We start from the raw sequence: 24,004 nt of genomic DNA, 5'->3' as shown, positions 1-24,004 counted from the left end.
CACCCCCTCGGGACATCTATTACGGGCGTGGTCTTCGTCACCTAACGGGGTGAGACTACATGGATCTCGTGGTGAGGACGTCCTGGGACCGTTGCTGCCGTCGACGGCTCGACGCCTAGCAAATCAAGTATCCGGCGAACGGCGTTTCGACCGCCGACGTACGCCAAAGCAGCAAACAGTACGAAGTTGCTGAGTAATTTTTCAGTCCAGAAGGATGCCGGCGAGGACGGCCGGTCCGACGTTGCCGCCGGACAACACCATCACCGTGCGGCCGGGCGGCGTCACGCCCTGCCGGTAGGCCGCCAGTGCCACCGCGCCACTTGGCTCGCTGACGAGGTGCGCATTGACGGCAAGGTCTCGAACCGCGGCCCTAATCTCGTTCTCAGACACCGTGATCAGACCGTCGAGCACCTTCTGCAGATGTGCGAAGGTCAGCGCGGACGGCTGGGAGCGAAGGCCGTCGGCGATGGTCCGGTTGCGGTCTTCGATGGACCAGTCCACCCGTTCACCGCATCGAAGGGACTCGGCGGTGTCGGCCGCCAGTTCCGGCTCGACCCCGAAGACCTTGGCCCAGGGACACCTAGCCTTGATTGCGATTCCGATTCCCGAGGCCAGCCCGCCGCCGCTGACCGGTACGAGCACGTTCTCCACCTCCGGTAGGTCGTCGGCGATCTCCAAGCCGATCGTGCCCTGCCCCGCGATCACGTCCGGGTGGTCGAAGGGCGGTATCAGGATGCCGCCGGTCTGCTCCAACAGCTGCTCGGCGACCTTCTCGCGTTCGCCCGCCTCACACAGCACGACGTGTGCGCCGTGGCCACGGGTGGCCTGCACCTTGACGTGCGGTGTCTCTCGCGGCATGACGATGTGTGCTTCGATCCCGAACGCCGCTGCGGCATAGGCCACCGCCTGGGCATGGTTGCCGCTCGAGTACGCGACCACGCCTCGCGCCCGGTCGGTTTCTTCCAGGTTGCCGATCGCGTTGAAGGCGCCGCGGATCTTGAACGCGCCGATCGGCTGTAGGTTCTCCGGCTTGATCCACAGCGGCCGCTCCGCGCCGGCCCATGGCGCCGGAATCAACGGGGTTCGAACGACGGCGTCCTTGATCCGGTCGGCCGCCGCTCGGACGTCCTCGAGAGTGATCAGCTGCACGGTTCGAGTGTGCCAAGCAACCCGCGAACCATGCGCTCCGCCATCTCCTCGTCATGCGCGGCGCCGGCCAAGTGAATCGCCAGACCCTCGACGGCGGCGGTTATCGCGGCACCGAGCGTTTTCGCCGGCGGGCCGGGAGGTATCGATCCGTCCTCCCTGCCCGCGGCGACGACGTCCCCGAACCGCATTGCAAGGTCCTTCCCGATGTCGGCGACCCTGGTCCCGACCGGGTGTACACGGCCGGCGAACTCGACCCGTAGCGCCATCATCACGCGCGCGATGTCGCGGCGGCAGAACACGATGTGGTCCCGCGCGAGCGCGACCAGAATGTCGACGGGCGCACCTGCACGCTGCGCGGGTTCCCAGACCTCCCGTTCCCAGGTGGCCGCGACCCAGTCCACGACGGCGACGGCGAGTTCCTCCTTGCCCGTGAACAAGTGGTAGAGCGCTCCGCGGGTGTAGCCGGCATCGGCTGCCACCTTCTCGAGCACGAGGTTGCCGTACCCGTACCGCGAGAAACCTTTGGCTCCCGCCTCGAGGAGAGCCGCCCTGGTGCGTGCGCGGCGCTCCGCCTGGGTCCGTGGGCGGCCCCCGGATTCGGGTATAGATACGTGCATGTATGTATGTTAGCGTGAGACCGGAGGTGTGTCCGATGAAACTCCGTAAAGAAGCTCACTTTTCGCGACCGTGGCGCATCCATGAGCTGACCCGCGGCTTCCGCCTCGAGGATGTCTGGGCGCTACCGACCGCAGGCGGGGCCGAGGACTTCCCCCGGCTGATCCAGATGGTGGCCTCTTTCGACGAGGCGCAGCAGCGGGTTTCGATGACCGGGTTTCTCTTCGCGGTCCGGCACGTGCTCGGTCGGGCTTTCGGCTGGGACAACACCTCCGACGATCCCTCGCGTCCGAGCCTTCGGCAAACGCTGCCCGCGGATCTGCGCCACTCCCCCTCGACGGTGCAGCCCGCAATGGGCTTCACTGCCCTGTACCAGCTCGACGACGAGTGGGCCGCCGAACTCATCAACCAGACAGTGCACGGCGTCATTCACCTCGGCTGGGTAGGAGATGAAGCGGGTGGATATCGCGGCCAGATGGCCATTCTGGTGAAGCCCAACGGCCGTCTCGGCCGCGCGTACATGGCGGCCATCATGCCGTTCCGCTACCTGATCGTCTATCCGCAAATGCTCAAACAGATTGGCAGGAGATGGCTTTCGCAAAACCCCATCCGGCCGTAGCCGCGGCGACAGCGGCGTAGGCGCCTGCGGCTCGACTCCGCCATGGTCACGCGCAAGTTTCTCGCTTCTTGACCATCTATCCGTAAGCTGGTACAAACGGTAAGTGGTTACTTACGGAAGCGTGCTCGACTCGCTGGCCGACCCGACCCGGCGCGACATCCTCGAGTTGGTGCGCCGCAAGCCGTCGTCGGTTCGAGAGATTGCCGACCAACTGCCGATCAGCAGGCCCGCGGTCTCGCAGCATCTGAAGATCCTCAAGGACGCAGGCGTCGTGGTGTCCCGTCCCGTCGGAACCCGTCGCGTCTACACGGTGACCACCGACGGCTTCGAGGTGCTTCGGCAGTGGCTCGACACCATGTGGCGCGACGCACTGTCGGACTTCGCTTGGTTCGTCGACACCCAGCCCAACGAATCAGGAGTGCAATCATGACAACGACCACCGATGTCCGTCGCGAGGTCACCGTTGCGGGGTCGCCACGGCGTGCATTCGACCTTTTCACCAACCGGATGGCCGAATGGTGGCCCGCCGGACATCATCTGGCGACATCTGCGGTGGTGGCGATGACGGTCGAACCGCGGGTCGACGGTCGGTTGTACGACACCTGCGAGGACGGCAGCGAATCGGTATGGGGGCGGGTCACCGAATGGAATCCGCCCACCGGCTTCACTTTCGCTTGGATGATCACGGGTACCTGGGCGCTCGAAACCGATGTCGAGAAAGCGTCCCGTGTCACCGTATCGTTCACCGCCCAAGGCGACTCGACGCGAGTCACCGTGGTGCACAAGGATTTCTGGCGTTTGGGCGACGGTGGTCAAGGCATGGCCGATGCGGTCGGCGCGGCCGACGGCTGGGGTTCTGGGCTCGAGAGGTTCGCCGACTTCGCGGCTGAGTGAACGGGGAGGCGGTATCGCGATGATGACGCGCGTCGGGCGGTACTGTCACGCCCATGGGCGATCAGCACGACCATGGGCCGCAGCGGGACCTGCCGCCGGGAATGGCCGAGCAACTCGACCTCCCCTATTCCGGTCTCGCGTCGTTCGGGCATCGGCCGTTCCTGACCGAGGTCGAGCAACTCGAGTCCTGGCGGCCCGATGTCGCGATCGTCGGGGCACCGTTCGACATCGCGACGACCAACAGGCCGGGCGCCCGGTTCGGCCCGCGGGCGATCAGGGCCACGGCGTACGAGCCGGGCACGTATCACCTTGACTTGGGGCTGGAGATCTTCGACTGGCTGGAGGTCGTCGACTTCGGCGACGCGTTCTGCCCGCACGGCCTGACCGAGGTATCGCATCGCAACATCCGCGAGCGCGTCCACGCGGTGGCGTCCCGCGGGATCGTGCCGGTCATTCTCGGCGGTGACCATTCGATCACCTGGCCCGCCGCAACGGCGGTCGCCGACGTGCACGGCTACGGCAACGTCGGCATCGTGCACTTCGACGCGCACGCCGACACCGCCGACATCATCGACGGAAACCTGGCCAGCCACGGGACCCCGATGCGCAGGCTGATCGAATCCGGCGCGGTGCCCGGCACCCACTTCGTCCAGGTCGGCCTGCGCGGATACTGGCCGCCGCAGGACACCTTCGAGTGGATGCTCGAGCAGGGCATGACGTGGCACACCATGCAGGAGATCTGGGAACGCGGCTTCAAGGACGTCATGCGCGATGCCGTCGGTGAAGCGCTGGCGAAGGCCGACAAGCTGTATGTCTCGGTCGACATCGACGTGCTCGACCCTGCACACGCACCCGGCACGGGCACGCCGGAGCCGGGCGGCATCACCAGCGCCGACCTCCTGCGCATGGTTCGTCAGCTCTGCTACGAGCACGACATCGCCGGCGTCGACGTGGTCGAGGTCGCGCCGCCCTATGACCACGCCGAGCTCACGGTCAACGCCGCGCACCGGGTGGTCTTCGAGGCCCTCGCGGGCATGGCCGCCCGCCGTCGAGACTCCGCGCCGGACCCGACGCCGCCCGGTCCGCCCGCGCGTGGACCTGCTTGACCGGCTCCCAACGCCGCCACCGAGCGATGGTGCGACCCCGACGGAACCCCGCGGCGCTTGCTATCCCGGCCAAAGCGCGCCGCGGGTCAGTTCGGTCACATCCGCCCGGCAAGCGGTGGCTGAGCTGTCACCGGAGGACAATGAGGTCATGAGTGGTGTTCTGTTCTTCGACGGCGCGTGCGGGATGTGCACCCGATCCAGGGATTTCCTGCTCAAACTGAACCGCACGGGCGACTTGCGAACCGAACCGCTCCAGGCGCCGGGCACGGCGCAGCGGCTGAGGATTTCACCCGACCGTCTCATGGAGAAGGTGTGGTGGCTCGATCCGTCCGGTCAGGTGTACGGCGGTGCGGAGGCCGCCAACGCGGCCGTGTCGGCAGCGCTCGGTACCAGCCTTCCGCTGCGGGTGTATCGGGTTCCCGGCATGAAGGCTCTTCAGAACGCCGTCTACCGATGGGTCGCCGACCATCGCTACCGCTTCCCCGGCACAACGCCGTACTGCGAGTCGCATCCGGTCGCCTGCTGACCGAATTGGGCACGACCGAACCGATCATCCGGTCCGCGATGGCGGACGACCTCGATGCGATCGGCGTTATCTACGCCCACCACGTGCTGACCGGCTTCGCCACCTTCGAAGTGGATCCTCCGGACGGTCCGGAATGGGGCCGCCGGTTCGCCACCGTAGTCGACAGCGGGCTGCCGTTTCTCGCCGCCGAGACCGGCGGCGTCGTCGCGGGCTACGCGTATTGCGTGCAGTGGAAGTCGCGACCCGCCTACCGGCATACGGTCGAAGACTCGGTCTACCTCGCGCCCGAGGCCGCGGGCCGCGGCATCGGCGGCCGCCTTCTCGACGGTCTGCTGGTGCGTTGCTCAGATGCCGGTGTCCGGCAGGTCATCGCCGTCATCGCAGACTCCGATGCCCACGCTTCCCTTGCGCTGCACCGCAATCGGGGTTTCGTCGACGCGGGCCGGCTGATCTCGGTCGGCTTCAAACACGGCCGCTGGCTGGACACCCTGCTGCTTCAGCGCAGCCTCAGCTGAGTCGGTCGGTGATGTCGGTGAAGGCCGGATTGTCGTTGCCGTGATCCGAGGTGTTGCGGCATTCGCCGTAGATGCGCATGGCTCCGAAACCTGGTTTGTCGGGGTTCTCGTGAAATGTTGACGTGACACCGTCTTTGGTCAGCTTGAAGCCGAAGTGCTCGCCCATCGAAGGTGCCTCCTGCCAGCCGTGCGCCAACATGGCGGCCGCTACCTCGCGGATGTGCTTGACCGAATTGGCATCGGGCAGCTTGAAGTTGAGATAAACGGCGGCCTGAAACGGCGGGTCGCGCAGGCTGGTGCAGGACAAGAAGATGGAGCTGCCGCTGACAGCTTGCAGCCGGGCCGCCTCGACGATCTGCCTGGCCGAGTCCACCACCTGGTTCGTGGACTGTTCGTCAGTCATCGGGGCGGAGTCGCCGAGCGGGCCATGTCCGGCCCTGTGCGACGTGTTGATGACGATGAAGCCGGTGCCGAGGATAAAGCACATGGCGAGCGCGGAAATTATCAGCGCTTTGGCGGTCGAAGTCCGAAGCCAGTAACCGTCTTCGCCGGTCATACGGTCAAAGTACGCCGGCGGCGATGAGCAAGACCGTAAGAGCTAGGCCTTGGTCAGAGTGAACTGGCAGACGTCGGTGTAGCCCTCGCGGAAGAGATCCGCGCAACCGGTCAGGTACTTCATGTACCGGTCGTAGACCTCCTGGGACTGAATGGCGATCGCCTCGTCCTTACGCGCCTCCAGTGCGGCCGACCAGATGTCCAAAGTGCGCGCATAGTGCAGGCGCAGCGGCTGCACGAGCTCAACCTTGAAGCCGGCCTTGGTGGCCTGATTTTCGACAACGTTGACTTGAGGCAGGTCTCCGCCGGGGAAGATCTCGTCCATGATGAACTTGAAAAACCGCAGCTTGGTCATCGTGACGGGGAGTTGGCGTTCCTTGAACTCCTCATCGCTGGGCTTGACGATCGTGTGCAGCATCATGACGCCGTCGTCGGGCAGCGCCGAGTGGGCCATCCGGAAGAATTCGTCGTAGCGGTCGCGGCCGAAATGCTCGAAGGCGCCGATCGACACGATGCGGTCCACCGGCTCGTCGAACTGCTCCCAGCCCTGCAGCAGGACCCGCTTGCTGCGTGGGCCGGCCTGGTCGTCGAGTAGCTGTTGGACGTGGGCCTGCTGGTTGCGGCTGAGGGTCAGGCCGACGACATTGACGTCGTACTTCTCGATTGCGCGGTTGATCGTGGCGCCCCAGCCGCAGCCGATGTCGAGCAGCGTCATGCCGGGCTGGAGGCCGAGCTTGCCGAGGGACAGGTCGATCTTGGCGATCTGCGCTTCCTCCAGCGTCATGTCGTCGCGCTTGAAGTAGGCGCAGCTGTAGGTCTGCGTGGGATCGAGGAACAGCCGGAAGAAGTCGTCGGACAGGTCGTAATGCGCCTGGACGTCCTCGAAGTGCGGCTCCAGGTTCGGGGAGTCCGTCGGTGTCTTTGGCAAGGTAAAGCCTTTCGGCGCTTGAAATGGATTTTTCAGGCACGGTCGGCGCGGTCTTTCGGCCGATGTCGGTTTCGTAGAGGATAACGGGTTCGGCTGGCAGCCCTCGCTTCGGGCAGTAGTTGACGACGTCAAGTAATAGTTCGACTATGTCAACAATGTCGGTGTCCACCGTGAACGAGGTCCGCGGATTCAACCGCTTCTACACCCGCATGCTGGGGTTGCTGCGGCCGAAACTGGCCGGTTCCGCGTTCGGCCTGACCGAGGCCCGTGTGTTGTACGAACTGGCCCACGCCGATCAGATGGCCGTGATGGAGTTGCGACGCACCCTCGACCTCGACGCCGGATATCTGAGTCGCATCCTGTCCCGGTTCATCGCCGACGGACTCGTGGAGCAGCAGCCATCGCCCACCGACGCGCGCCGCCGGCTCGTGCGCCTGACGGATGCGGGTCACGCCGCCTTCGCGCAGACCGACGCGCTGCAGGCCTACGCGATCGACCGCCTGCTCGATCCGCTGGACGATGACCAGCGCTCGCAACTCGTGACCGCGATGCGCCGGATCCGGCGGGTGCTGGACGACGAACACACCGCCGCGGGGCTCGTCCTGCGCGCGCCGGGACCGGGCGACCTCGGGTGGGTTGTCGAGCGCCATGGCACCCGCTACGCCGCTGAACATGGCTGGGACGTCGGCTTCGAGGCGCTGGTCGCCCGCATCGTGGCCGACTTCGGTGAGCGACGCGACGCCACATCGGAAGCCGCGTGGATCGCCGAACTCGACGGCGAACGGGTCGGTTGCATCTTCTGCACGGCCTCTGGGATGCCGGGCACCGCACAGTTGCGTCTACTGCTCGTCGAACCCCAGGCACGTGGTGCAGGCGTCGGCAGCCGGCTGGTGGACGAGTGCCTGCGGTTCGCCCGGCGGTCCGGCTATACGCGAATCACGCTGTGGACCAACGATGTTCTCGCTGCGGCCCGGCGGATCTACCAACGGGCCGGCTTCCAGCTCGATCGAAGTGAGCCCCACACCAGTTTCGGCCGTGACCTGGTCGGTGAGTACTGGTCGCGTGACTTGTAGGTCACACGGCGGGCGTTGCGCCGAGCACGCGTTGGATGTCGGGCTTCATGGCCTGCAACTGACCGCCCCAGTAGCCCCAGCTGTGGGTGCCGTTGGGTGGGAAGTCGAAAACCCCGTTGGCGCCGCCTGCGCGTTGGTAGCGGGCCTGGAACTCCTTGTTGGTGTTGATCGTCAATCCCTCGAGGAACTGAGCCGGAATCGCAGCGTTGCCCAGACCGCCGTCGAGATCGGTCGGATTGCCGTTGCCGCTGTAAACCCAGATGCGGGTCCCGTTGGAGACGAGCCGTCCTATCTGCAGCATGGGATCGTTGCGTTGCCAAGCCGGGCCACCGTAGGGACCCCACATGTCCACGGCGTTGAAACCGCCCGCATCGGCCATAGCGATGCCGATCAGCACCGGCCAAAACCTGTTCGACGTGTTGAGGAAACCGGAAAGCGACCCGGCGTAGACGAACTGACCAGGGTGGTAGGCGGCCAGAACCAGGGCCGCACCACCGGACATCGAGAGCCCGACCACCGCGTTGCCGGACGCGCTGACACCCTTGTTGGCCGCGAGCCAACCCGGAAGCTCCGATGCCAGGAACGTCTCCCACTTGTAGGTCTGGGTGGTGCCATTGCCGACCGCGGGGCGGTACCAGTCGGTGTAGAAGCTCGACATGCCGCCGACCGGCATCACCACCGACAGCCCGGACCCGTCGAACCAGCTGAACGCGCCGGTCTCGATGTCCCACCCGTTGCGGTCGTCCCGCGCGCGCAGTCCGTCGAGGAGATACACCGCATGGGGTCCGCCGCCCTGAAACTGAACCTGAATGTTGCGACCCATCGACGGCGACGGCACGCTCAGTACCTCGGGTGCCGCGGCCGCCGTCGGCGTGCCACCGAGCACACCGATCAGACCTGCGAGAACGGTTGCCGCCGCTGCGGCGGAGAAGAATCGGCGGAGGACTTTCATGGCATTACTTCCTGACATGCGTAGCGCCCCGACAACCTGAACATCGTCGATCAGGAGGCAGCGGTTACAGGATTCGATCGAGCAGGCAACAGCCATCCCAGTCGGGGATGACGACAACGTCGACGCTGAGGTCAGACCAGGCCGGCCGGCCCGGCCCGTTTCGCGTCGATCTCCTTCAACAGCAGGCCGTAGCCGTTCCGCAACAAGCTGATCCGCAGCGGCTGCTGGGCTTCGTGGAGCATCATCCACGGCGCCAGGGCGGCCTTCTGCTTCTCGGCGCAGGTGTGGGCCACTCCGAGCTGTCGGAGCAACGCGCTCACAGTGGCGGGTTGCCCCGACTCGGCGGCGTCGATCACGCGATGAGCAGTTGAGACGGTCATGGCTGTCCCCGTTGTCTCGATCGGGCGCCTTTCGGTGGCAGTTCTTATTGGCGCCTCTGCCGGTAAAGTGTAGGACGATGTTGCTGCTCGGGTGGGGCAATTTCGCATGCTGGATGTTAAGCCGCCGACCCAAGTTGCCAGCGGCCTAGGTGAGTCCTCGCTCCTCGGTCACGCCGTACACCGAGACCGAGGCTGTCACGACCCTGTCGGCCTGGTCTGCGCTGGGACCGCTCCCCCGAAACGCTTCCACGGCGTCTTGGGAGTTCCATCGTTCGAAGATGTTGATGCGAGCCGGATCCAGCAAATCGGCTGTGATCGCGAAGTCGAGACAACCGGGCGCGCGGCGGGCCTGCCGGACGACGTCCGCACAGCCCGCGAGATAGCCATCGCGCACCTCCGGGGCCACGATCAGATGCCCTGCGACGATCACCATGGCGTGCTCCTTTCTCGTTGGGTCAGTAGAACTGGGACCAGCCAAGACCCATCGAGTCATCGACGGAAACCGAAGGGAACGCGAATGAAACCGCGAGATGCTCTCGACTCGATCGTGCCCGACCCCGCCGCCGCCCAGGTCTACGGGCAGCCGTACCAACTCGAAGACGGTGTGACAGTCGTGCCCGTTGCCAAAGTGCGCGGGCGGACCAAGGGCGCGACCGACACGGACATGCGCCTGACGGCGAATCCCGTCGGCGTGTTCGTCGTCAAGAACGGTGAAGCGGCCTGGGTTCCTGCCGTCGATTCGACCCGCATAGCGCTGATGGGCGAGTTGATCGGGCTGATCGCTGCGACTTTCGCGACGCTGGCTATGGTTCGTCGACCGCCGTGGCCCGATCTGCACAGGACCGTCGCGAAGTAGCGCTGCTCCTCGCCCGCCCCCAGAGCGCCCCGGTCAGTACGAGCACCCCGAGGACCGCGATCCACGGCCATGCGCCATGCTGATGAACCCAGCCTGCGATGGCCGCCTGAAGGCGACCGGCCGCCGCGATGACGGGGTCCGCGGGGTTGCCGTTCGCGTTGAACAGCCTCACCTCGTAGTAGCCGTAATAGCTTACGTAGATGCCGACCAGGATCAGCACCGCGCCGCCGATTCGGTTGACATAGGGCAGTATTCGTCGCATCCGCTCCACGAGTGCCGCGCCGGCCAGTGCGACCGCAACGGCCAGCGCACCGACGACCAACGCGAACCCGGCCGCGTATGCGACATACACCCACAGCCTGCCGATCGTGGATGTGGCGCCGACACTCGCACCTGTCACCGCGAGGAAGGGGCCGACGGTGCACGACAGCGAGGCGATCGCATAGCCGACGCCATAGCCGAACATCGATCCGAGCCTGCGGGTGGGCGCCCGGGAAGCGTTGTCGGCCAACCGGTTCGGAAGCAACACTATCAGCTCACGGCCCGACGTCAGCCAGATGCCAAGCGCCACAAGCGCGATGCCGACCAGCACGGTGACGTAGGGCATGTATCTCTGAACCGTCGAGGCCACAGAGACCGTGAGGAACCCGAATGTGCCGAACACGGCGAGGAAGCCAAGCGTCATGGCAGCGGTGGCCGCGACGGCGCGGCCCACCGCGCTCGCAGCGCCGCCCTCGTCGCTGCTCCGAACCACCAGCGCGAGGTAGGCGGGAAGCATCGCAAAACCGCACGGGTTCAGCGCGGCCACCAACCCGGCGGCGAACGCCAGCCCGACCAGATCCTGCTGCACGCGGCGCGCCGGTTACGCGGTGAGTGCCGAGACCCGCTCCTGCAGTTCCTGCGCAGGCATCGCCGAAGTCGGGTTGTTGACAAACGTCGACGTGCCGTCGGCGCGATAGAACACATACGCCGGCTGCCACGGCACGTTGTAACGCGCCCAGATGGAACCGTCGGCGTCGTCGAGATTGGTGAAACCGAGATTGTACTTCGACACGAAGCCCTGCATCGCCGCCACGTCGGAGCGCGCGGCCACCCCGACGAAGGTGACCTTGGGATTGGCGGCCGCCGCGCTGCTCACCGACGGTGCCTCGGCATTGCAGAACGGGCACCAGGGTGTCCAGAACCAGAGCACCGCAGGCTTGCCCTGCAGTGAGGACCCGTTGAACGGCGCGCCGCTCAGCATCGTTCCGGTGAAGTCGAGGCGATCGTCGGCCAGAGCCGCCGGTGGGCAGCTCAACGACACCGCGACGACGGCAGCGGCCATAGCCACAGCCAGCGACCTACTCGAATGTAGTAGACGACCAAACATGACGACTCCTCCCTGCGCCCACACACCGATGGGGTGACACTAGGTAGAACGAGTTCCTCCGGTTTCCGGTTCAATCCCCCGCGAACGCGAAAGACCTGGTTGCTGGACCGGATGGCGCCGCTGTACGACGAGATGGCCGCCTAGCGTCGGAGTTCGGCCCGCATCTGGGTGAATCGGAACAGAGCGGTCCCGCCCGCAACGGGCTCGTACGCATCGACGAGCGCGTCGACGACAAGCCGCGGTCCTCGACTGGTAAGCGATCTGTCCATGCGGTCCTGCCGACCGCACACCATTGCCGAAACCCGGTGCGCGAACCGTAATCCCATTCGCGATCGGTGACAGTCAGCTTGGTCAAGGTGAGTCCCGCCGACGCCGCGAGCTCGCCGTACGCGTCCGCTTCGACGTGGACGAAGGGTGCGGCGAACCCGTCGAACAAGGAAGCCCAGCCGGGACTTCGGCAAGTCTGCATCGCTACCTCCTCCAGGCTTTGGCACTCCCCCGCGCAGACCACCTGTATCACCGCGCAGCCCCCTGGCCGCAGCACCGATGCGATCTGCCGCAGCGCCTGCTGTTGTTCGGGCACCCAGTGCAGGGCGTTGAACGACACGACGACGTCGAAGTGCTCACCGAAGGGCAGCCTGCGGGCGTCGGCGATGACGAACCAGGGTCCCGACGTCGTCGGCGCGCCCACGGCGTGCGCCGTGGCGATCATTCGCTTCGACGGGTCAACGCCGATCGCGCACCCGGACGACACCATGCGCCCCATCTCATGAGTGAGATGGCCGTCGCCGCAACCGACGTCGAGCACGCGGTCCCCGTCGGCGAACACGAGGCTCGCCGTGGCCGCCTCGATCATCGCCCGCTGCAGCGAGCTGATCTTGGAGTAGTCCTCGCCGCTCCAGTCGTTCACCCGCACAGTTAACGTGATACCGGCAACTAAGGAGGTCGCAATGCAGGCATCTGTGACAGTTCCGATGGCGGCACCGGCGGACGAGGTCTGGAACATCGTCGCCGACGTCCGCAACACCGGGAAGTTCTCGCCGGAGGTGATCGAGGCCGAATGGCTGGACGGCGCCACCGGACCCGCGCTCGGCGCACGGTTCCGTGGACACGTACGGCGAAACGAGATCGGTCCGGTCTACTGGACGACGTGCCGGGTCACTGCCTGCGAGCCGGGCCGGGAGTTCGGCTTCGAGGTGCTCGTCGGCGACCGGCCGGTCAACAACTGGCACTACCGTTTCACGCCGACGGACGACGGCACCGACGTCACCGAATCGTTCCGGATGAACGACAGCCTTGTTCACCAAGCTCTTCGCGATGCTCGGCGGTCAACTCCGCACGCGGCGCAACAAACGCGACATGCGCAAGACGCTGGAGCGGATCAAGGCCGTGGTGGAGGCCCCGTCGGCTTAGCCGTAGCCGATGCCGAAGATCGGAATCCACAGGCCGAACAGCCAGATCCCCCACTGATGGAAGCCGTCATCCCACACCGGGTTGACGTCGTAGCCCCAGTAGTTGAACGGTCGCGGCGGGCCTCCGGCCCACTGGTATGCCGGCGGCGGACCCCATCCCCACGGCGGCGGGCCCTGGCGGTCGTCCCACCAGTCGTGGCGATTGTTGGCCCACCACGGACCCCTGTCGAAGTCAGCGTGGTTGAAGTCGTTCCAATCGTTGTGGTCGCGCCGATTCTCACAGAATGGGAAGCATGGCCGATCGATGTCGTTTCCGTGTCCCGGCTTGGCCGACGCCACGCCCGAGCCCAGCCCGGCCCCGAGGCCGACCGCAGCGACGACCGCAGCGTTGACCACTGTCCTGGCGAGTTTCATTCTCAACTCCTCGTTGGGGTGACGCGAATGCCGAATCGTTCCCACCTCTTCGACGCGCATGCGCCACCGGTCATTCCCCTGGCCTGCAGCAAGTGGCATGACCGCAAGCCACGACCCCGACCGGGTTATCGAGCGGCGCTCACCGACCGTTACCTTCCCGTGGTCACAGGGACTCAAGGCGGCGGATGCGGTCGTTGATCGCCCGCTCCGCAACGTCGGTACCGTCGGCCAGCGCTTCGAAGGCGTGCGGGCAACCGGGATGCAGATGAAGCTCGGTGGGCACTCCGGCATCGGACAGCCTGCGTGCGTAGGTGATGTCCTCGTCGCGGAAGAGGTCCAGATCGCCCACGTCGATGTAGGTGTCGGGAAGCCCGGCCAGGTCGGCCGCGCGGGCGGGCGCGGCATACTGCGACACGTCGGCACCACCGGCTGCGTCGCCGAGCAGCGCCCCCCAGCCGGTGAGGTTGTCGTCGTAAGTCCAGGTGAGGAACCGCAGCAAGGCGGAGTCAGGCGCCGAAGGCCGGTCATCCAGCATCGGATAGATCAGCAGCTGTTGCGCCACGGCGGGGCCACCACGGTCGCGCGTCATCAGGCACACACCGGCGGCCAGCCCACCACCTGCGCTGTCGCCCATCACGGCCAACCGGGCCGGATCGAAACCCAGCGTCGTCGCCTGCCCGGCCAGCCATTCGAGCGCCGCATAACAGTCCTCGACCGGTGTGGGATGCGGGTGCTCGGGCGCCACCCGGTAATCGACGACAAGCATCGGAACCCCCGTTGCGGCCACATATCTGCGTGTCCCGATCTCGTACATCCGTCCGATGTGATCGAGACTGAGGATCATCCCGCCACCGTGCAGGTACAGCACCGCGCTGCCCGGCGGCCGACCCGTCGATCGCCGGTACCAGGTCGCCTTGAGCGCTGTGCCGTCTTTTGCGGGCAGAGAGAACGTCTCGATCTCGACGCCTTCGGCAGGTGTCGTGGTGGCGCCGACGTAGTCGAACATGCGGTGACCGCTCATTCGCCGCGTTTCGACATCACCGACCGGAGGGTCTTCCGACTTCCCCAACGCACGCGACAGTCGAGCCATCCGTTCCCGCACCTGAGGGTCGAGACGGAGTGCCATGGCCCGACAGTATCGTGGCGGTACGTGACCACTGCCGCGGTCCAGACCGCCACCCATCGGCCCGTCACCCGGTTCGCTGCAGGCGCCGTCGGTTCCATTGCGGTTGTTGTTGCCGTCTGCACTGCGCCGCAAGCACTTTGGGCAGAGGGTACTGGTTCGACGAGGTGTACATGCTGGCCATCGGCCGCTACCACCTGGACTGGGGATCGGCCGATCAGCCGCCCGCTGCGCCCACGCTGGCCGCGCTGATGGACGCGATCGCGCCCGGGTCGCAACTGGCGCCGGCTCTGCCCGCCGCGGTGGCGACCGGATGCGCGGTCCTGCTGGCCGGGCTGATAGCGGGAACTCGGATGTGACCGTCGCGCACAGGTTCTCACGGCGCTTGCGCAGGCAACCGCCCTGTGGGCCACTCTGGCCGGTCACTGGTTGACGCCGTACTCGCTGGAACCGGCGCAATGGCTGCTGTTGGTCTGGCTGCTGGTGCGGTGGGTGAGGCTTCGCGATGACCGGCTGCTGCTGGTTTCCGGCGCTGTCGCGCAGGTGTTGCGGCGATGACGCAGTTCAGAGTGCCCCTGCTGGTGCGATGCTGCTGGCCGCGGCGACCGCCGTCGGCCCCGCACGCTACTGCGGCGGCCGATGCTGTGGACCCCGGACTGCTGCTGTCCTACTTCGACACCTCCCGCAAGATCGCCGACATAGGCGAGGACATGGTCGCGTATCTGCTGACCGGACAACGCCAGTCGTGGAACATCATCTGGCCGAGGGAGCGCACGTTGACGGTCTCCTGATTCCGCCCCGCGGTGATCATGGTTTTGGTACAACGAATCCAGTTCCCGAGCTTGCAGCCGAAGGAGTCTGACGATGGGTCAATGGTCACGCGCAGAGCTGGAGAAAGCGTTCCATGACTACGAACAGGCCGTCGTCGAGATCGGCAAGACGTGGGACTGGGCGACCTATGCCGACAATTTCACCGAGGACGCCGCGTACGTCGAGCACGGAATGGGCAACCGCAGCGGCCGCGAGGAGATCCGTGAATGGATCTCCTCGACCATGAACATGTTTCCCGGCAGCGAAATGCCGTTCTTCCCCTGTGAGTGGTACGCGATCGACGAGGAGAAGGGCTGGGTCATCGCAAGGATCCCGAATCGGATGAAGGACCCGGGTGACGGAAGCATTCACGAGTCGCCGGTGATCACCGCGCTCAAGTACGCGGGCGACGGCAAGTGGAGTTATGAAGAAGACGCGTACAACCCGATGAACTTCCTGGTGATGGTGCAGGAGTACGTCAAGCGATGCCATCGGCTCGGCACCCTGTCCGACGACGGCCGCACCTTCGCCAAGAACATGGGGTGGGCCCTGGACTGATCACCCGCGCGTAGTTGAGGAGGGTCACGCGTAGTTCGAGAGGGTTAAGTGACGACGAAGTCGTCCGGGTCCGGTGTACGCGTCCAGGTCCAATAGTCGACCAGCCGCCACGGGCTCAGCGTGTGTACCTCGCCGTGCGCATTCTTGTAGTACGAATGCTTGATCGACGGTTGCGACCACACCATCGTGCGCATCTCCGCCTGACTGCGTTCATGCCAGTCTGCCGTCTTCTCGACAGTCGGCTCCATTGTCGTGTGCCCTCCTGCGATCAGCAGCTCCAAACACTGCGTGATGTAACGCATCTGGCATTCGGAATGGAAGATCAGGCTTCCGCCGCTGGCCAGCCAGGTTCCGGGGCCGTTCATGCAGAAGAAATTCGGGTAACCCGGAATCGTGATGCCCAGATACGCCGACGGCCGCTCACCCCAGCGCTCGGCGAGTACTTCTCCGCCTCGCCCGCGGATGGTCATGGGCCACAACAGCTTGGTTGCCTCGAAACCGGTGGCGTACACGATCACATCGGCGGAATAACGTGTGCCGTCCTCGGTGATGACCGCGCCGGATTCGATGTGGTCGATCCCGGTCCGGACCAGCTCGACGTCGTCGCGCGTCAGTGTCTTCAGCCAGCTGCCGTTGTCCTGCAACGTGCGCTTACCGGTCGCCGGATAGTCTGGCACCACTTTGGCTCGCAGGTCGGAGTCGTCGCCGATCTGACTGGTGATCCACTCGGTGAACATGACCCGGGTGATCTCGCTGACCTCGCTGATCGCCGTCTGCTGATCGGGATAATTAGGGTCGACGCGTGCCACGTCCAGCCCCTTGTCGCACCCCGGCCAGAACAACAGGAAGCGATACCAGCGTCCGTAGAACGGCAGATGCCGCAGCGCCCATTGCACGCCCTGGCCCACCTTTTCGTGGTAGCTGGGGTTCGGGAACATCCACTGTGCGGTGCGTTGAAACACGGTGAGGTGTTCGACGTCCGGTGCGATGGTGGGAGCGATCTGGAAGCCGCTCGCCCCCGCGCCGATCATCGCGACGCGCTTGCCGTGCAGGTCCACGGAGTGATCCCACGTGCTGGAGTGGAACGTCGGTCCCGCGAAATCCCGCTGGCCTTCGATCGTCGGTGTGTGCGCTCGGTCAAGCTGACCCACCGCCGTGATCACCGCACGCGCCGGCAGTTCTGTCGTCCTCCCGCTGCGGTCGCGGGCACGAACCGTCCACGTGGCGGTGGCGTCGTCCCAGCACGCCTCGGTGACCTCGGTTTCCCACAGCACATGGCCGCCGATGTCGTGCTTGTCCATCACGCGCTCGAAATACGCCTGCAGCTCAGGCTGTTCGGCGAAGAAGTGTGTCCACTGATCGGTCGGCTCGAAGCTGTAGCAGTAGAAGTGGTTGGGCACATCGACCCGCGCCCCGGGGTAGGTGTTCTGGTACCAGGTACCTCCTACGCCGGCGTTCTTCTCGATGATGGTGAACGGAATCCCGGCTTCCTTCAAGCGAATTCCGGCCAGCAGCCCCGATTCGCCGCAGCCGATGACGACCACGGGAAACTCCTCGGGCGAGGTCTTGGCCAAGGTCGGACCGGCGCGGGCGTCGCGGCCATCGAGCTCCATCTCCTCGAGAACCATCGGTACGTACTCCCCTTGCACCGGCTCGCACACCAGCCACTGCATCATCTCGTGCAGCAGGTCGGCGCCGATCGGTTCGCGCTCGGGACAGCCGCGGTCGCGGTAGTCGGCGATCACCTCCAAGGCGATCTTGCGAACGGCGGCCTTGTCCTCCTCGGACATGTAGCCCTGCACCTCGTTCAGGAAAAGCCCGGCGGGCTTGAGCTCTCCGCGGATCAAGTCGGCGTCGCCGGACATGTGCACCAGAGACAGCATCAACGTCGGAATGCTGACGTCGAGGAGCGCCTCGGCAATCTGCTCATCCGGGGTCGTAAAAGGTTGTCCGGCATGTGGGTTGCGCACGACTGAAGTGCTACCACGCCAAGCTGAGCGGGCGCAGGCGATTGCAGTGTGCCCAACCCGGGTACCTCGAGGCGGTGAGTGAGTCAGCGGAGTCCGGCGCCAACCTCGGCCGCCGGCCCGACGGGGTCAGCGATGAGACGGTGGAGGCGGCCGGTTCCGTCTCCGAGGCGCTGGAATACGTCGAACGTGCCCGTGGCCATCTCTACGAGTTTCATCAGCTCATCGGGCATGCCGACCTGATCCTGGGTGAGGCGTGCGACAAGCTGCGCGCCGCCGGGCACGACGCCGTCGCCGACCGGTTGGAGACCGACCTGGTCGGTCGCAACGTGCTGCACGGGCGATGGACCTTTCAGATCGTCGAGGAGTTCGACGACAGCTACTGGTCAATCTTCCGCGACCACGAGCGGCGGGTCCGGGAGGAACTGCAGCACGGCGCGCGGCACGTCTTCGAGGCCGAGATGAAGGAGAAGCGGCGGACCAAGGGTAGGCCCGGGCATGAAGGACGGCCGTAGACTCCCGGTGTGGGTATTGCGACCAGGGTGAACGGCACCGCTCCTCCCGACGTGCCGCTGTCCGACATCGACCTCGGCTCGTGGGACTTCTGGGGCCTCGACGACGACATCCGTGACGGCACCTTCGCCACCCTTCGCCGGGAGGCCCCGGTTTCGTTCCACGAGTCGTTTGTCGGTGATGAGTCCTACTCCGGCCCCGGCCACTGGGTCTTGACCCGACACGACGACGTGTTCTACGCCAGCAGACATCCCGAGATCTTCAGTTCGGCTGCCGGCATCACGATCGGCGAGCAGACCGCCGAACTGGCCGAGTATTTCGGATCGATGATCGCGATGGACGACCCGCGGCACACCAGACTGCGCAACATCGTCCGCAGCGCCTTCACCCCGCGCGTGTTGGCGCTTCTCGAGGATTCGGTGCGCGACCGCGCCCGGCGCCTGGTGGCTGAGATGGTGACGGACCATCCCGACGGTAAGGGTGACATCGTCGCCGACCTCGCGGGACCCCTGCCGCTGCAGATCATCTGCGACTTGATGGGCATTCCCGAGCCGGACCATGAACGGATATTCCACTGGACCAACGTGATTCTCGGGTTCGGCGATCCCGACATCGCCACGGATTTCGATGAGTTCTTCCAGGTCGCGGTGGACATCGGTGCGTATGCCACGGCCCTGGCCGACGACCGGAGGGGCAGGCCGGGCGATGACCTGACCACCAGCCTGGTGCAGGCCCAACTCGACGGGGAGCGGCTCACGTCTGCCGAGGTCGCCTCGTTCTTCATCCTGCTTGTCGTCGCGGGCAACGAGACCACCCGCAACGCGATCAGCCACGGAGTGCTGGCGTTGAGCCGGTACCCGGAGCAGCGTGACGATTGGTGGAACAACTACGACGAGGTGGCGGCGACGGCGGTCGAGGAGATCGTGCGCTGGGCCTCGCCGGTGGCCTACATGCGCCGCACCACCACTCGTGACGTCGAGTTGAGCGGTGTGAAGATGGCTGCCGGTGACAAGGTCACGCTGTGGTACGGCTCGGCCAACCGCGACGAGTCGAAGTTCGCCGATCCGTGGGCCTTCGACCTGCGCCGCCATCCGAACCCGCACGTGGGGTTCGGCGGCGGAGGCGCGCACTTCTGCCTCGGCGCAAACCTCGCTCGCCGCGAGATCACCGTCGCGTTCGAGGAACTGCACCGACAGCTGCCCGATATCGCCGCCACTGAAGAGCCGGACCGGCTGCACTCCGCCTTCATCCACGGCATCAAGCGGCTGCCCGTCGCCTGGACCCCGCGCTAGACGGTTGACGCCGCGTGTTTGAGCATCCCAGACCCTGCAGGCGACTGACACCGGATACGGGAGAACCATGCAAGCCGATCGTTTCAGGCAGCTGATGAATGCGAAGGGGCCGTATGCGTCGGTGTACTTCGACGATTCACACGACACCGAGGACGCGGAAACTCAGCTGGACATCAAGCTGCGTGATCTGCGGGCACCGCTGGAGGAACAGGGTGCCGAGTCCGCCGTGGGCGACCGGCTCGAGCAGGCGGTCCGAGGGTCGGATCCGGCGGTCGGCAAGAGCGGCGGAGCCGTGGTGACCACTGCGGACGGCGTGCTGTTCGATCAACACCTCATACGCCCGACACCGCTGCCCGTAATTAGCGTGTCGACGCTGCCCGTATCTCGTACCCGTCGTCGAGCACGGCTTCGACCAGCCCGCGTTCGCGGTGGTCGCGCTCGACCACGCCGGCGGCGACATCGAAATCCGCCACGACGGTGATGTGCGCAAGGAGAGCGTGGACGGCACGGAGTATCCCGTGCACAAGGCGTCCGGCGCCGAGACGTCGGGCTACGGCGACGCCCAGCGCACGGCGGACAATGCGCGAATCAAGAACATTCAGGAAGTGGCCGACTGGGTCACCGGGCTCGTCGACGAGTATTCACCGGACGTCGTCTTTGTCGTAGGCGAGGTGCGGTCCCGCAAGGACTCCATCAGCCAGCTGCCGGAACGGGTCGCGCAACGATCCGTCGAGCTCACCGTCGGCGCGCGGACCGACATCGCCGAAGATCAACTGCATCAAGTGATCTCAGAAGAATTCGAGCGTCTGCACTGCGCGGCGATCGAAGACGTCGCGCAGCGTTTCACCGCCGAACTCGGACGGGGTCCGGTCTGGCCACCGTAGGACTGGCCGGAGTGACCGCCGGCCCTTCGCGGCGCCGCGGTCGAGACCTTGATCATCGGTGGCATGGGTGATGCCACGGTGGTCACCGGCGACGACCTCGCGACCGTGTCACCGTCCGCCGACGTGTTGTCGCAATGGGGCGAGTCACCGAGCCAGGTGTTGAGAGCCGACGAAGCTCTGCCGATGGTCGCCATTTCGATCGGCGCGTCGCTGATGCCCGCCGCGGAGGCAATCGCGCCTGCTGACGGTGTGGGCGCCATACTGCGCTACACCGTGACGTGATCACCGATTCGCCAACGCCGCGATGCAGGTGTCGTCGAGGTGGTCGGCCAGTTGCCGGGGGTTCTCGAAAACCGCTTCAGCACCGGCGTTCTCGAGTTCATCACGGGAAACTCCTCCGCTGAGGAGCCCGATGGCGCGCACTCCGGCGCGATCGCAGGCGACGATGTCCCACACGGCGTCACCGACGTAGACGGCGTCACCCGCATCCGCCCCGGCCCGCTGCAGTGCGACCTTGATGATGGTCGGTTCGGGCTTGGCGACGTCGACGTCCTTCGATGAGGTCGCGGCCGTCAACAGGTCCTCGCAGTCGAGGACAGGGCGGGTCAGCGCCAATTCCTCTTCACTGGACGAGGTGGCCAGCACGATCTGCAGGTCGAGCGAGCGGACCCGCTCCAGTAGTTCACGCGCGCCGGGTAGCCGTCGCAGCAGCGGCGCGGCCTCCCTGAGGTAGCGCAGGTGCAGATCCTTGGCCCGCTTCTGCGTGTCGTCGTCGGCGTCACCCGACAGCGTCTGCAGCAGTCGGGCCCCGTCCATGCCGATCGAGCGATGGATTCGCCACGACTCGACCGCGATGCCGACATCGTGGAAGGCGCGGGTCCACGCGTGCACGTGCAGATAGTTGGAGTCGACAAGTGTGCCGTCCATGTCGAACAGCACCGCGGGCGAATGAGACATCGCCCCGGGGTGCCCGCGCTCGGCATCGGTTAAACGCCGCTACGTGACGATCAGCATGCCCTTCATCGAAGGGTGATAGACGCAGTAGAACTGGTACTGACCGGGTTCGGTCGGTGCGGTGAGAGTCTTGTTCTTCCCGCCGTCTACGCGCACGTCGAACGCACCTGCGGTTTGCGACGTGACGGAATGCTCGACCGAGTCGTTGTTGACGATGTTGACCTGGGTGCCCGGTCCGACCGTGAGCGGCCGGCCGAATGCCATGCTCGCAATGGTTATCGTCGGTCCGGTGACGGCCGTCGGGTTGGCGGCGCTTGACGTTTCGGCCACGGCCGCAGTGGATTCGACCGAACTGCTCGACCCGCCGCAGGCGGTGACGAGCGCCGCAACGAGTGCCATCGCCGTGAGGAACGTACCGATCTTCTTCATCCTCACCCCTAACTGTGTCGACCTGTCTTCAACACGATTAGTCGGTCGAATTGGTTCAGCCAATCGGATTTTCGGTCACCGTATCCATTCGTGTTCGTCGATGACGAAAAGGCAGAGCGTGACTGCAAGGAAGCCGGCGGCCAGCCAGATCGCGCGCACACCCCAGGCATCGGTGGCCAGTGCACCTGAAAGTGCCCCGCAGGCGAACGCAAGGATCAACGTGCCGTAGACCACCAGGGGGCGACGCGCTTCTGCCCGCTTCTCGACCAGACCGTCGTAAGCCGACTCCATGAACCGCATGAGGTTGCCGGTGGTGGCGACGGGCAGGTACGCCAGGTCACCGACGTTGCGGAACAGACCGATCTGCACCGCGGCCAGAAACGAGATCGGCACCGTCACGAAGTTGTGGTCCACCGAGGCGGGCACGAAGCCGATGATCGCGAGGACGACGGCCTGAACCCCGAGAGTCCAGCGCAACGAGTGCGGCAGCATCTGCTCCATGCGACCAGACTTGATGTGGGATGCCAGCAGCATGCCGACGATGAACGCCAGCAGTGGCCACAGATGCGCCAACGCAGCGGAGAATTGCCGCTCCGAAACATGGATCGCCGAAAAGATGACATTGGCCGTCTGCACGTTGGCGAACACGTGGCCGCGGGCGATATAGGTGTGTGCGTCGAGGAACCCGTTCGTCAGCGTCAGCAGTACCGCAAACCACAGCGTCCTGGACCGCTCGGTGTCCACCGGTTTGCGTGTCGCGTCCGCCACTGGGCAAAACTAACGCAGTGCGCAGCTATACCGCGCCCAACGCTCCCAGCATGCCGGCCGCCGCGCGCGGCCAGGTGAACTGCTCTGCGCGCCGCCGTGCATTCGTGCGTCGCAGTGCCTCCGGCCTGCTGATGATCGATGACACGGCGTGGGCGATCGCCCGCGGATTGTTGTCGGCGGTCGCGCCGCTGTCGGTGGTCAATATCTCGGCCAGCGCCGAGGTTCTCGACACGACGGCCGGTGTGCCGCAGGCCAGTGCCTCCAGCGCGGCAAGCCCGAACGTCTCGTGCGGACCAGGGGCAAGCGCGACGTCGGCCGACGCCAGAATCGTCGCCACCGTGTCACGGCACCCGATGTAGCCGGTGAAGTGAACCGGCAACCGGGCGGCCTGACGCTGCAGGCGCGCCCGCAGCGGTCCCTCCCCGACCACCACCAGGCGCGCGTCCACACCCGAATGACGAAGTACGCCAACGGTGTCGACACTCCGGTGTGCATGCTTCTCCACCGAGAGACGGCCGCAGTGCACAAGCAGAAGCTGCTCGCGGGCGGCCCACGTCAGCCGCATGGTCGCCGAATGGTGGCGGGGATGGAACTGGTCGAGGTCGACGCCGAGCGGCACCGTGAGCACATTCGGCGCATGGATCCGGTCGAACTCGGCGCGGGCGAACGCGGTTGTGCACACCACGGCGTCGTAAGTTTCGGCCGTTCTGCGGTTGGCGAAGTCGGCGACGCTACGGGCCACGCGACGCGGAAGAACTTGTCCGACGAGGCGGTCAAGGCGCTCGTGCGAGATCATCACGGTCGCGACGTCGTGTTGGCGCCCCCAAAGGCCGAGTGACCGCAAGGTCAGTCGATCCGACACCTCGATGGCGTTCGGCTCCAGGTCTTCCAGCAGTGCCTTGACCGGCCGTGGCGATACGGCGCGGTAGCCGTCGGTGAACGGAATCAACCTGGCCGGCAACGAAATTCGGGTGACACCGGATGCCAATTCCAGCTGTTCGGAGTTTTGGCCCGGGACGATCAGGAACACCTCGTGGCCCGCGGCGGCGTACTCCGCGCCGAGGCGGTCCACAGCCGTTCTCAGGCCACCGGAGCGGGGGCCGTAGAAATTGGCCACCTGAACTACGCGCATGACTTGAATGAGAACTGGCACGTCTGTGCCATCAGCGACGCCTCAACGACTGGTGTCTTAACGACCCGTGAACAACAACTCGGTCCGTTCCCAGGGTTCGGGGCACCGCGCCACAGTGAGCGGCGCCCCCGTCCGACTCGAGTGTTCGTCAGCCAGCGTTACGGCGTTGCCGTGGTGAACGGAAACGGTGGCTGCGGAGGCGGGGGCGCCG

Annotated in this window: 31 protein-coding genes and 2 pseudogenes; 16 read left to right on the top strand and 17 right to left on the bottom strand. The window is 65.7% G+C overall.

What is annotated here, in order from left to right:
- Positions 1 to 201: 201 nt before the first annotated feature.
- Positions 202 to 1,140 carry a threonine ammonia-lyase gene (locus tag QOC76_RS13145; protein WP_526357281.1) on the bottom strand — a complete coding sequence of 313 codons (939 nt, stop codon included), beginning with the start codon at positions 1,138 to 1,140 and terminating at the stop codon, positions 202 to 204.
- Entirely contained in the window at positions 1,140 to 1,766 is a 627-nt protein-coding gene (locus tag QOC76_RS13140) for a TetR/AcrR family transcriptional regulator (protein ID WP_526357272.1), read from the bottom strand. The genes QOC76_RS13145 and QOC76_RS13140 overlap by 1 nt, the downstream gene beginning before the upstream one ends.
- Before the next feature lie 35 nt (positions 1,767 to 1,801).
- Between QOC76_RS13140 and QOC76_RS13135 the strand changes: the two genes are divergently transcribed.
- From QOC76_RS13135 to QOC76_RS13110, 6 genes are all read left to right on the top strand, one after another.
- Complete coding sequence (locus QOC76_RS13135; protein ID WP_526357271.1) at positions 1,802 to 2,383, top strand: DUF2867 domain-containing protein; 582 nt, start codon at positions 1,802 to 1,804, stop codon at positions 2,381 to 2,383.
- A gap of 103 nt (positions 2,384 to 2,486) precedes the next feature.
- Complete coding sequence (locus QOC76_RS13130; RefSeq protein ID WP_526357270.1) at positions 2,487 to 2,813, top strand: ArsR/SmtB family transcription factor; 327 nt, start codon at positions 2,487 to 2,489, stop codon at positions 2,811 to 2,813.
- The gene (locus tag QOC76_RS13125) at positions 2,810 to 3,277 is read left to right on the top strand and encodes an SRPBCC family protein (RefSeq protein WP_526357269.1); all 468 of its coding nucleotides are present in this window, start codon (positions 2,810 to 2,812) and stop codon (positions 3,275 to 3,277) included. Before QOC76_RS13130 ends, QOC76_RS13125 begins: the two co-directional genes overlap by 4 nt.
- Before the next feature lie 53 nt (positions 3,278 to 3,330).
- Positions 3,331 to 4,383 (top strand): agmatinase, encoded by a 1,053-nt coding sequence (speB, locus tag QOC76_RS13120; protein WP_526357268.1) that lies wholly within the window; start codon positions 3,331 to 3,333, stop codon positions 4,381 to 4,383.
- Between the two features lie 148 nt (positions 4,384 to 4,531).
- Positions 4,532 to 4,909, top strand: a complete 378-nt coding sequence (locus QOC76_RS13115; RefSeq protein ID WP_526357267.1) for a thiol-disulfide oxidoreductase DCC family protein — start codon at positions 4,532 to 4,534, stop codon at positions 4,907 to 4,909.
- A gap of 38 nt (positions 4,910 to 4,947) precedes the next feature.
- Positions 4,948 to 5,424, top strand: coding sequence for a GNAT family N-acetyltransferase (locus QOC76_RS13110; protein ID WP_526357266.1), 477 nt, complete (start codon positions 4,948 to 4,950; stop codon positions 5,422 to 5,424).
- Here the strand turns inward: QOC76_RS13110 and QOC76_RS13105 are convergent.
- A complete protein-coding gene (locus QOC76_RS13105) occupies positions 5,417 to 5,980 on the bottom strand; it encodes a lipoprotein LppJ family protein (protein WP_526357265.1) in 564 nt (187 codons plus the stop codon). The two genes, QOC76_RS13110 and QOC76_RS13105, sit on opposite strands and share 8 nt — an antisense overlap.
- Positions 5,981 to 6,022: 42 nt before the next feature.
- A complete protein-coding gene (locus QOC76_RS13100; RefSeq protein WP_526357264.1) occupies positions 6,023 to 6,907 on the bottom strand; it encodes a cyclopropane mycolic acid synthase family methyltransferase in 885 nt (294 codons plus the stop codon).
- Positions 6,908 to 7,062: 155 nt separating this feature from the next.
- Between QOC76_RS13100 and QOC76_RS13095 the strand changes: the two genes are divergently transcribed.
- The gene (locus QOC76_RS13095; RefSeq protein WP_526357263.1) at positions 7,063 to 7,980 is read left to right on the top strand and encodes a bifunctional helix-turn-helix transcriptional regulator/GNAT family N-acetyltransferase; all 918 of its coding nucleotides are present in this window, start codon (positions 7,063 to 7,065) and stop codon (positions 7,978 to 7,980) included.
- 1 nt (position 7,981) lies between these two features.
- On the opposite strand, the gene QOC76_RS13090 is transcribed toward QOC76_RS13095, so the two are convergent.
- The 3 genes from QOC76_RS13090 to QOC76_RS13080 form a co-directional block, all read right to left on the bottom strand.
- Complete coding sequence (locus QOC76_RS13090; protein ID WP_526357262.1) at positions 7,982 to 8,932, bottom strand: alpha/beta hydrolase; 951 nt, start codon at positions 8,930 to 8,932, stop codon at positions 7,982 to 7,984.
- A 131-nt stretch (positions 8,933 to 9,063) separates the two neighbouring features.
- Positions 9,064 to 9,312: a hypothetical protein gene (locus QOC76_RS13085; RefSeq protein WP_526357261.1), complete on the bottom strand. Its 249-nt coding sequence runs from the start codon at positions 9,310 to 9,312 to the stop codon at positions 9,064 to 9,066.
- Positions 9,313 to 9,457: 145 nt separating this feature from the next.
- Positions 9,458 to 9,745, bottom strand: coding sequence for a putative quinol monooxygenase (locus QOC76_RS13080; RefSeq protein WP_526357260.1), 288 nt, complete (start codon positions 9,743 to 9,745; stop codon positions 9,458 to 9,460).
- Between the two features lie 84 nt (positions 9,746 to 9,829).
- On the opposite strand from QOC76_RS13080, the gene QOC76_RS13075 reads away from it, so the two are divergent.
- Entirely contained in the window at positions 9,830 to 10,168 is a 339-nt protein-coding gene (locus QOC76_RS13075) for a hypothetical protein (RefSeq protein ID WP_526357259.1), read from the top strand.
- Here QOC76_RS13075 and QOC76_RS13070 read toward each other — a convergent pair.
- The 3 genes from QOC76_RS13070 to QOC76_RS13060 form a co-directional block, all read right to left on the bottom strand.
- Positions 10,116 to 11,018: a cytochrome c biogenesis CcdA family protein gene (locus QOC76_RS13070; protein ID WP_526357258.1), complete on the bottom strand. Its 903-nt coding sequence runs from the start codon at positions 11,016 to 11,018 to the stop codon at positions 10,116 to 10,118. The genes QOC76_RS13075 and QOC76_RS13070 overlap by 53 nt on opposite strands.
- A gap of 12 nt (positions 11,019 to 11,030) precedes the next feature.
- A complete protein-coding gene (locus QOC76_RS13065) occupies positions 11,031 to 11,492 on the bottom strand; it encodes a redoxin domain-containing protein (protein ID WP_526357257.1) in 462 nt (153 codons plus the stop codon).
- Positions 11,493 to 11,607: 115 nt separating this feature from the next.
- Positions 11,608 to 12,447: a class I SAM-dependent methyltransferase gene (locus QOC76_RS13060; RefSeq protein ID WP_526357256.1), complete on the bottom strand. Its 840-nt coding sequence runs from the start codon at positions 12,445 to 12,447 to the stop codon at positions 11,608 to 11,610.
- Between the two features lie 40 nt (positions 12,448 to 12,487).
- Here QOC76_RS13060 and QOC76_RS13055 point away from each other — a divergent pair.
- Positions 12,488 to 12,950 (top strand): annotated as a pseudogene (locus QOC76_RS13055) (SRPBCC family protein).
- Here QOC76_RS13055 and QOC76_RS13050 read toward each other — a convergent pair.
- Together QOC76_RS13050 and QOC76_RS13045 are read right to left on the bottom strand one after the other, a co-directional pair.
- Positions 12,947 to 13,363 (bottom strand): hypothetical protein, encoded by a 417-nt coding sequence (locus QOC76_RS13050; protein ID WP_526357255.1) that lies wholly within the window; start codon positions 13,361 to 13,363, stop codon positions 12,947 to 12,949. The pseudogene QOC76_RS13055 and the gene QOC76_RS13050 overlap by 4 nt on opposite strands.
- Positions 13,364 to 13,526: 163 nt before the next feature.
- Positions 13,527 to 14,489, bottom strand: coding sequence for an alpha/beta hydrolase (locus QOC76_RS13045; RefSeq protein ID WP_526357254.1), 963 nt, complete (start codon positions 14,487 to 14,489; stop codon positions 13,527 to 13,529).
- A 170-nt stretch (positions 14,490 to 14,659) separates the two neighbouring features.
- Here QOC76_RS13045 and QOC76_RS13040 point away from each other — a divergent pair, with 170 nt between their 5' ends.
- The 4 genes from QOC76_RS13040 (at position 14,660) to QOC76_RS13025 (ending at position 15,854) form a co-directional block, all read left to right on the top strand.
- Positions 14,660 to 14,845 (top strand): hypothetical protein, encoded by a 186-nt coding sequence (locus QOC76_RS13040; RefSeq protein WP_526357253.1) that lies wholly within the window; start codon positions 14,660 to 14,662, stop codon positions 14,843 to 14,845.
- A 70-nt stretch (positions 14,846 to 14,915) separates the two neighbouring features.
- Complete coding sequence (locus QOC76_RS13035) at positions 14,916 to 15,044, top strand: hypothetical protein (RefSeq protein WP_526357252.1); 129 nt, start codon at positions 14,916 to 14,918, stop codon at positions 15,042 to 15,044.
- Positions 15,041 to 15,277 carry a hypothetical protein gene (locus tag QOC76_RS13030; RefSeq protein ID WP_526357251.1) on the top strand — a complete coding sequence of 79 codons (237 nt, stop codon included), beginning with the start codon at positions 15,041 to 15,043 and terminating at the stop codon, positions 15,275 to 15,277. The genes QOC76_RS13035 and QOC76_RS13030 overlap by 4 nt, the downstream gene beginning before the upstream one ends.
- Positions 15,278 to 15,350: 73 nt before the next feature.
- Complete coding sequence (locus tag QOC76_RS13025; RefSeq protein ID WP_526357250.1) at positions 15,351 to 15,854, top strand: nuclear transport factor 2 family protein; 504 nt, start codon at positions 15,351 to 15,353, stop codon at positions 15,852 to 15,854.
- Between the two features lie 44 nt (positions 15,855 to 15,898).
- Here the strand turns inward: QOC76_RS13025 and QOC76_RS13020 are convergent, their stop codons facing one another.
- Entirely contained in the window at positions 15,899 to 17,824 is a 1,926-nt protein-coding gene (locus QOC76_RS13020; protein ID WP_526357249.1) for a flavin-containing monooxygenase, read from the bottom strand.
- A gap of 74 nt (positions 17,825 to 17,898) precedes the next feature.
- Here QOC76_RS13020 and QOC76_RS13015 point away from each other — a divergent pair, with 74 nt between their 5' ends.
- The 3 genes and pseudogenes from QOC76_RS13015 (at position 17,899) to QOC76_RS13005 (ending at position 20,792) form a co-directional block, all read left to right on the top strand.
- Positions 17,899 to 18,336 (top strand): hypothetical protein, encoded by a 438-nt coding sequence (locus QOC76_RS13015; RefSeq protein ID WP_526357248.1) that lies wholly within the window; start codon positions 17,899 to 17,901, stop codon positions 18,334 to 18,336.
- A 9-nt stretch (positions 18,337 to 18,345) separates the two neighbouring features.
- Positions 18,346 to 19,626, top strand: a complete 1,281-nt coding sequence (locus tag QOC76_RS13010) for a cytochrome P450 (RefSeq protein WP_526357247.1) — start codon at positions 18,346 to 18,348, stop codon at positions 19,624 to 19,626.
- 67 nt (positions 19,627 to 19,693) lie between these two features.
- Positions 19,694 to 20,792 (top strand): annotated as a pseudogene (locus QOC76_RS13005) (Rv2629 family ribosome hibernation factor).
- On the opposite strand, the gene QOC76_RS13000 reads toward QOC76_RS13005, so the two are convergent.
- The 4 genes from QOC76_RS13000 to QOC76_RS12985 all read right to left on the bottom strand — a co-directional run bounded on the left by QOC76_RS13000 (position 20,793) and on the right by QOC76_RS12985 (position 23,793).
- Positions 20,793 to 21,467 (bottom strand): HAD family hydrolase, encoded by a 675-nt coding sequence (locus tag QOC76_RS13000; protein ID WP_526357246.1) that lies wholly within the window; start codon positions 21,465 to 21,467, stop codon positions 20,793 to 20,795.
- Between the two features lie 39 nt (positions 21,468 to 21,506).
- Positions 21,507 to 21,893: a cupredoxin domain-containing protein gene (locus QOC76_RS12995; RefSeq protein WP_526357245.1), complete on the bottom strand. Its 387-nt coding sequence runs from the start codon at positions 21,891 to 21,893 to the stop codon at positions 21,507 to 21,509.
- Between the two features lie 75 nt (positions 21,894 to 21,968).
- Positions 21,969 to 22,661, bottom strand: a complete 693-nt coding sequence (locus QOC76_RS12990; RefSeq protein ID WP_526357244.1) for a YoaK family protein — start codon at positions 22,659 to 22,661, stop codon at positions 21,969 to 21,971.
- A 25-nt stretch (positions 22,662 to 22,686) separates the two neighbouring features.
- A complete protein-coding gene (locus QOC76_RS12985; protein WP_526357243.1) occupies positions 22,687 to 23,793 on the bottom strand; it encodes a glycosyltransferase in 1,107 nt (368 codons plus the stop codon).
- Positions 23,794 to 24,004: the final 211 nt, after the last annotated feature.

This window comes from Mycobacterium sp. (assembly GCF_032159565.1).
Classification (GTDB): Bacteria; Actinomycetota; Actinomycetes; order Mycobacteriales; family Mycobacteriaceae; genus Mycobacterium.
The sequence above is the reverse complement of the archived record's forward strand: the minus strand, read 5'-3'. Positions and strand labels throughout refer to the sequence as shown.

Bases quoted from the DNA above. Each gene is read 5' to 3' on its own strand.
- QOC76_RS13140 (WP_526357272.1), bottom strand. From the start codon at position 1,766: ATGCACGTATCTATACCCGAATCCGGGGGCCGCCCACGGACCCAGGCG.
- QOC76_RS13135 (WP_526357271.1), top strand. From the start codon at position 1,802: ATGAAACTCCGTAAAGAAGCTCACTTTTCGCGACCGTGGCGCATCCAT.
- QOC76_RS13125 (WP_526357269.1), top strand. From the start codon at position 2,810: ATGACAACGACCACCGATGTCCGTCGCGAGGTCACCGTTGCGGGGTCG.
- speB (WP_526357268.1), top strand. From the start codon at position 3,331: ATGGGCGATCAGCACGACCATGGGCCGCAGCGGGACCTGCCGCCGGGA.
- QOC76_RS13115 (WP_526357267.1), top strand. From the start codon at position 4,532: ATGAGTGGTGTTCTGTTCTTCGACGGCGCGTGCGGGATGTGCACCCGA.
- QOC76_RS13110 (WP_526357266.1), top strand. From the start codon at position 4,948: ATGGCGGACGACCTCGATGCGATCGGCGTTATCTACGCCCACCACGTG.
- QOC76_RS13105 (WP_526357265.1), bottom strand. From the start codon at position 5,980: ATGACCGGCGAAGACGGTTACTGGCTTCGGACTTCGACCGCCAAAGCG.
- QOC76_RS13095 (WP_526357263.1), top strand. From the start codon at position 7,063: ATGTCGGTGTCCACCGTGAACGAGGTCCGCGGATTCAACCGCTTCTAC.
- QOC76_RS13090 (WP_526357262.1), bottom strand. From the start codon at position 8,932: ATGAAAGTCCTCCGCCGATTCTTCTCCGCCGCAGCGGCGGCAACCGTT.
- QOC76_RS13085 (WP_526357261.1), bottom strand. From the start codon at position 9,312: ATGACCGTCTCAACTGCTCATCGCGTGATCGACGCCGCCGAGTCGGGG.
- QOC76_RS13080 (WP_526357260.1), bottom strand. From the start codon at position 9,745: ATGGTGATCGTCGCAGGGCATCTGATCGTGGCCCCGGAGGTGCGCGAT.
- QOC76_RS13075 (WP_526357259.1), top strand. From the start codon at position 9,830: ATGAAACCGCGAGATGCTCTCGACTCGATCGTGCCCGACCCCGCCGCC.
- QOC76_RS13065 (WP_526357257.1), bottom strand. From the start codon at position 11,492: ATGGCCGCTGCCGTCGTCGCGGTGTCGTTGAGCTGCCCACCGGCGGCT.
- QOC76_RS13050 (WP_526357255.1), bottom strand. From the start codon at position 13,363: ATGAAACTCGCCAGGACAGTGGTCAACGCTGCGGTCGTCGCTGCGGTC.
- QOC76_RS13045 (WP_526357254.1), bottom strand. From the start codon at position 14,489: ATGGCACTCCGTCTCGACCCTCAGGTGCGGGAACGGATGGCTCGACTG.
- QOC76_RS13040 (WP_526357253.1), top strand. From the start codon at position 14,660: ATGCTGGCCATCGGCCGCTACCACCTGGACTGGGGATCGGCCGATCAG.
- QOC76_RS13030 (WP_526357251.1), top strand. From the start codon at position 15,041: ATGACGCAGTTCAGAGTGCCCCTGCTGGTGCGATGCTGCTGGCCGCGG.
- QOC76_RS13025 (WP_526357250.1), top strand. From the start codon at position 15,351: ATGGGTCAATGGTCACGCGCAGAGCTGGAGAAAGCGTTCCATGACTAC.
- QOC76_RS13000 (WP_526357246.1), bottom strand. From the start codon at position 21,467: ATGTCTCATTCGCCCGCGGTGCTGTTCGACATGGACGGCACACTTGTC.
- QOC76_RS12995 (WP_526357245.1), bottom strand. From the start codon at position 21,893: ATGAAGAAGATCGGTACGTTCCTCACGGCGATGGCACTCGTTGCGGCG.
- QOC76_RS12985 (WP_526357243.1), bottom strand. From the start codon at position 23,793: ATGCGCGTAGTTCAGGTGGCCAATTTCTACGGCCCCCGCTCCGGTGGC.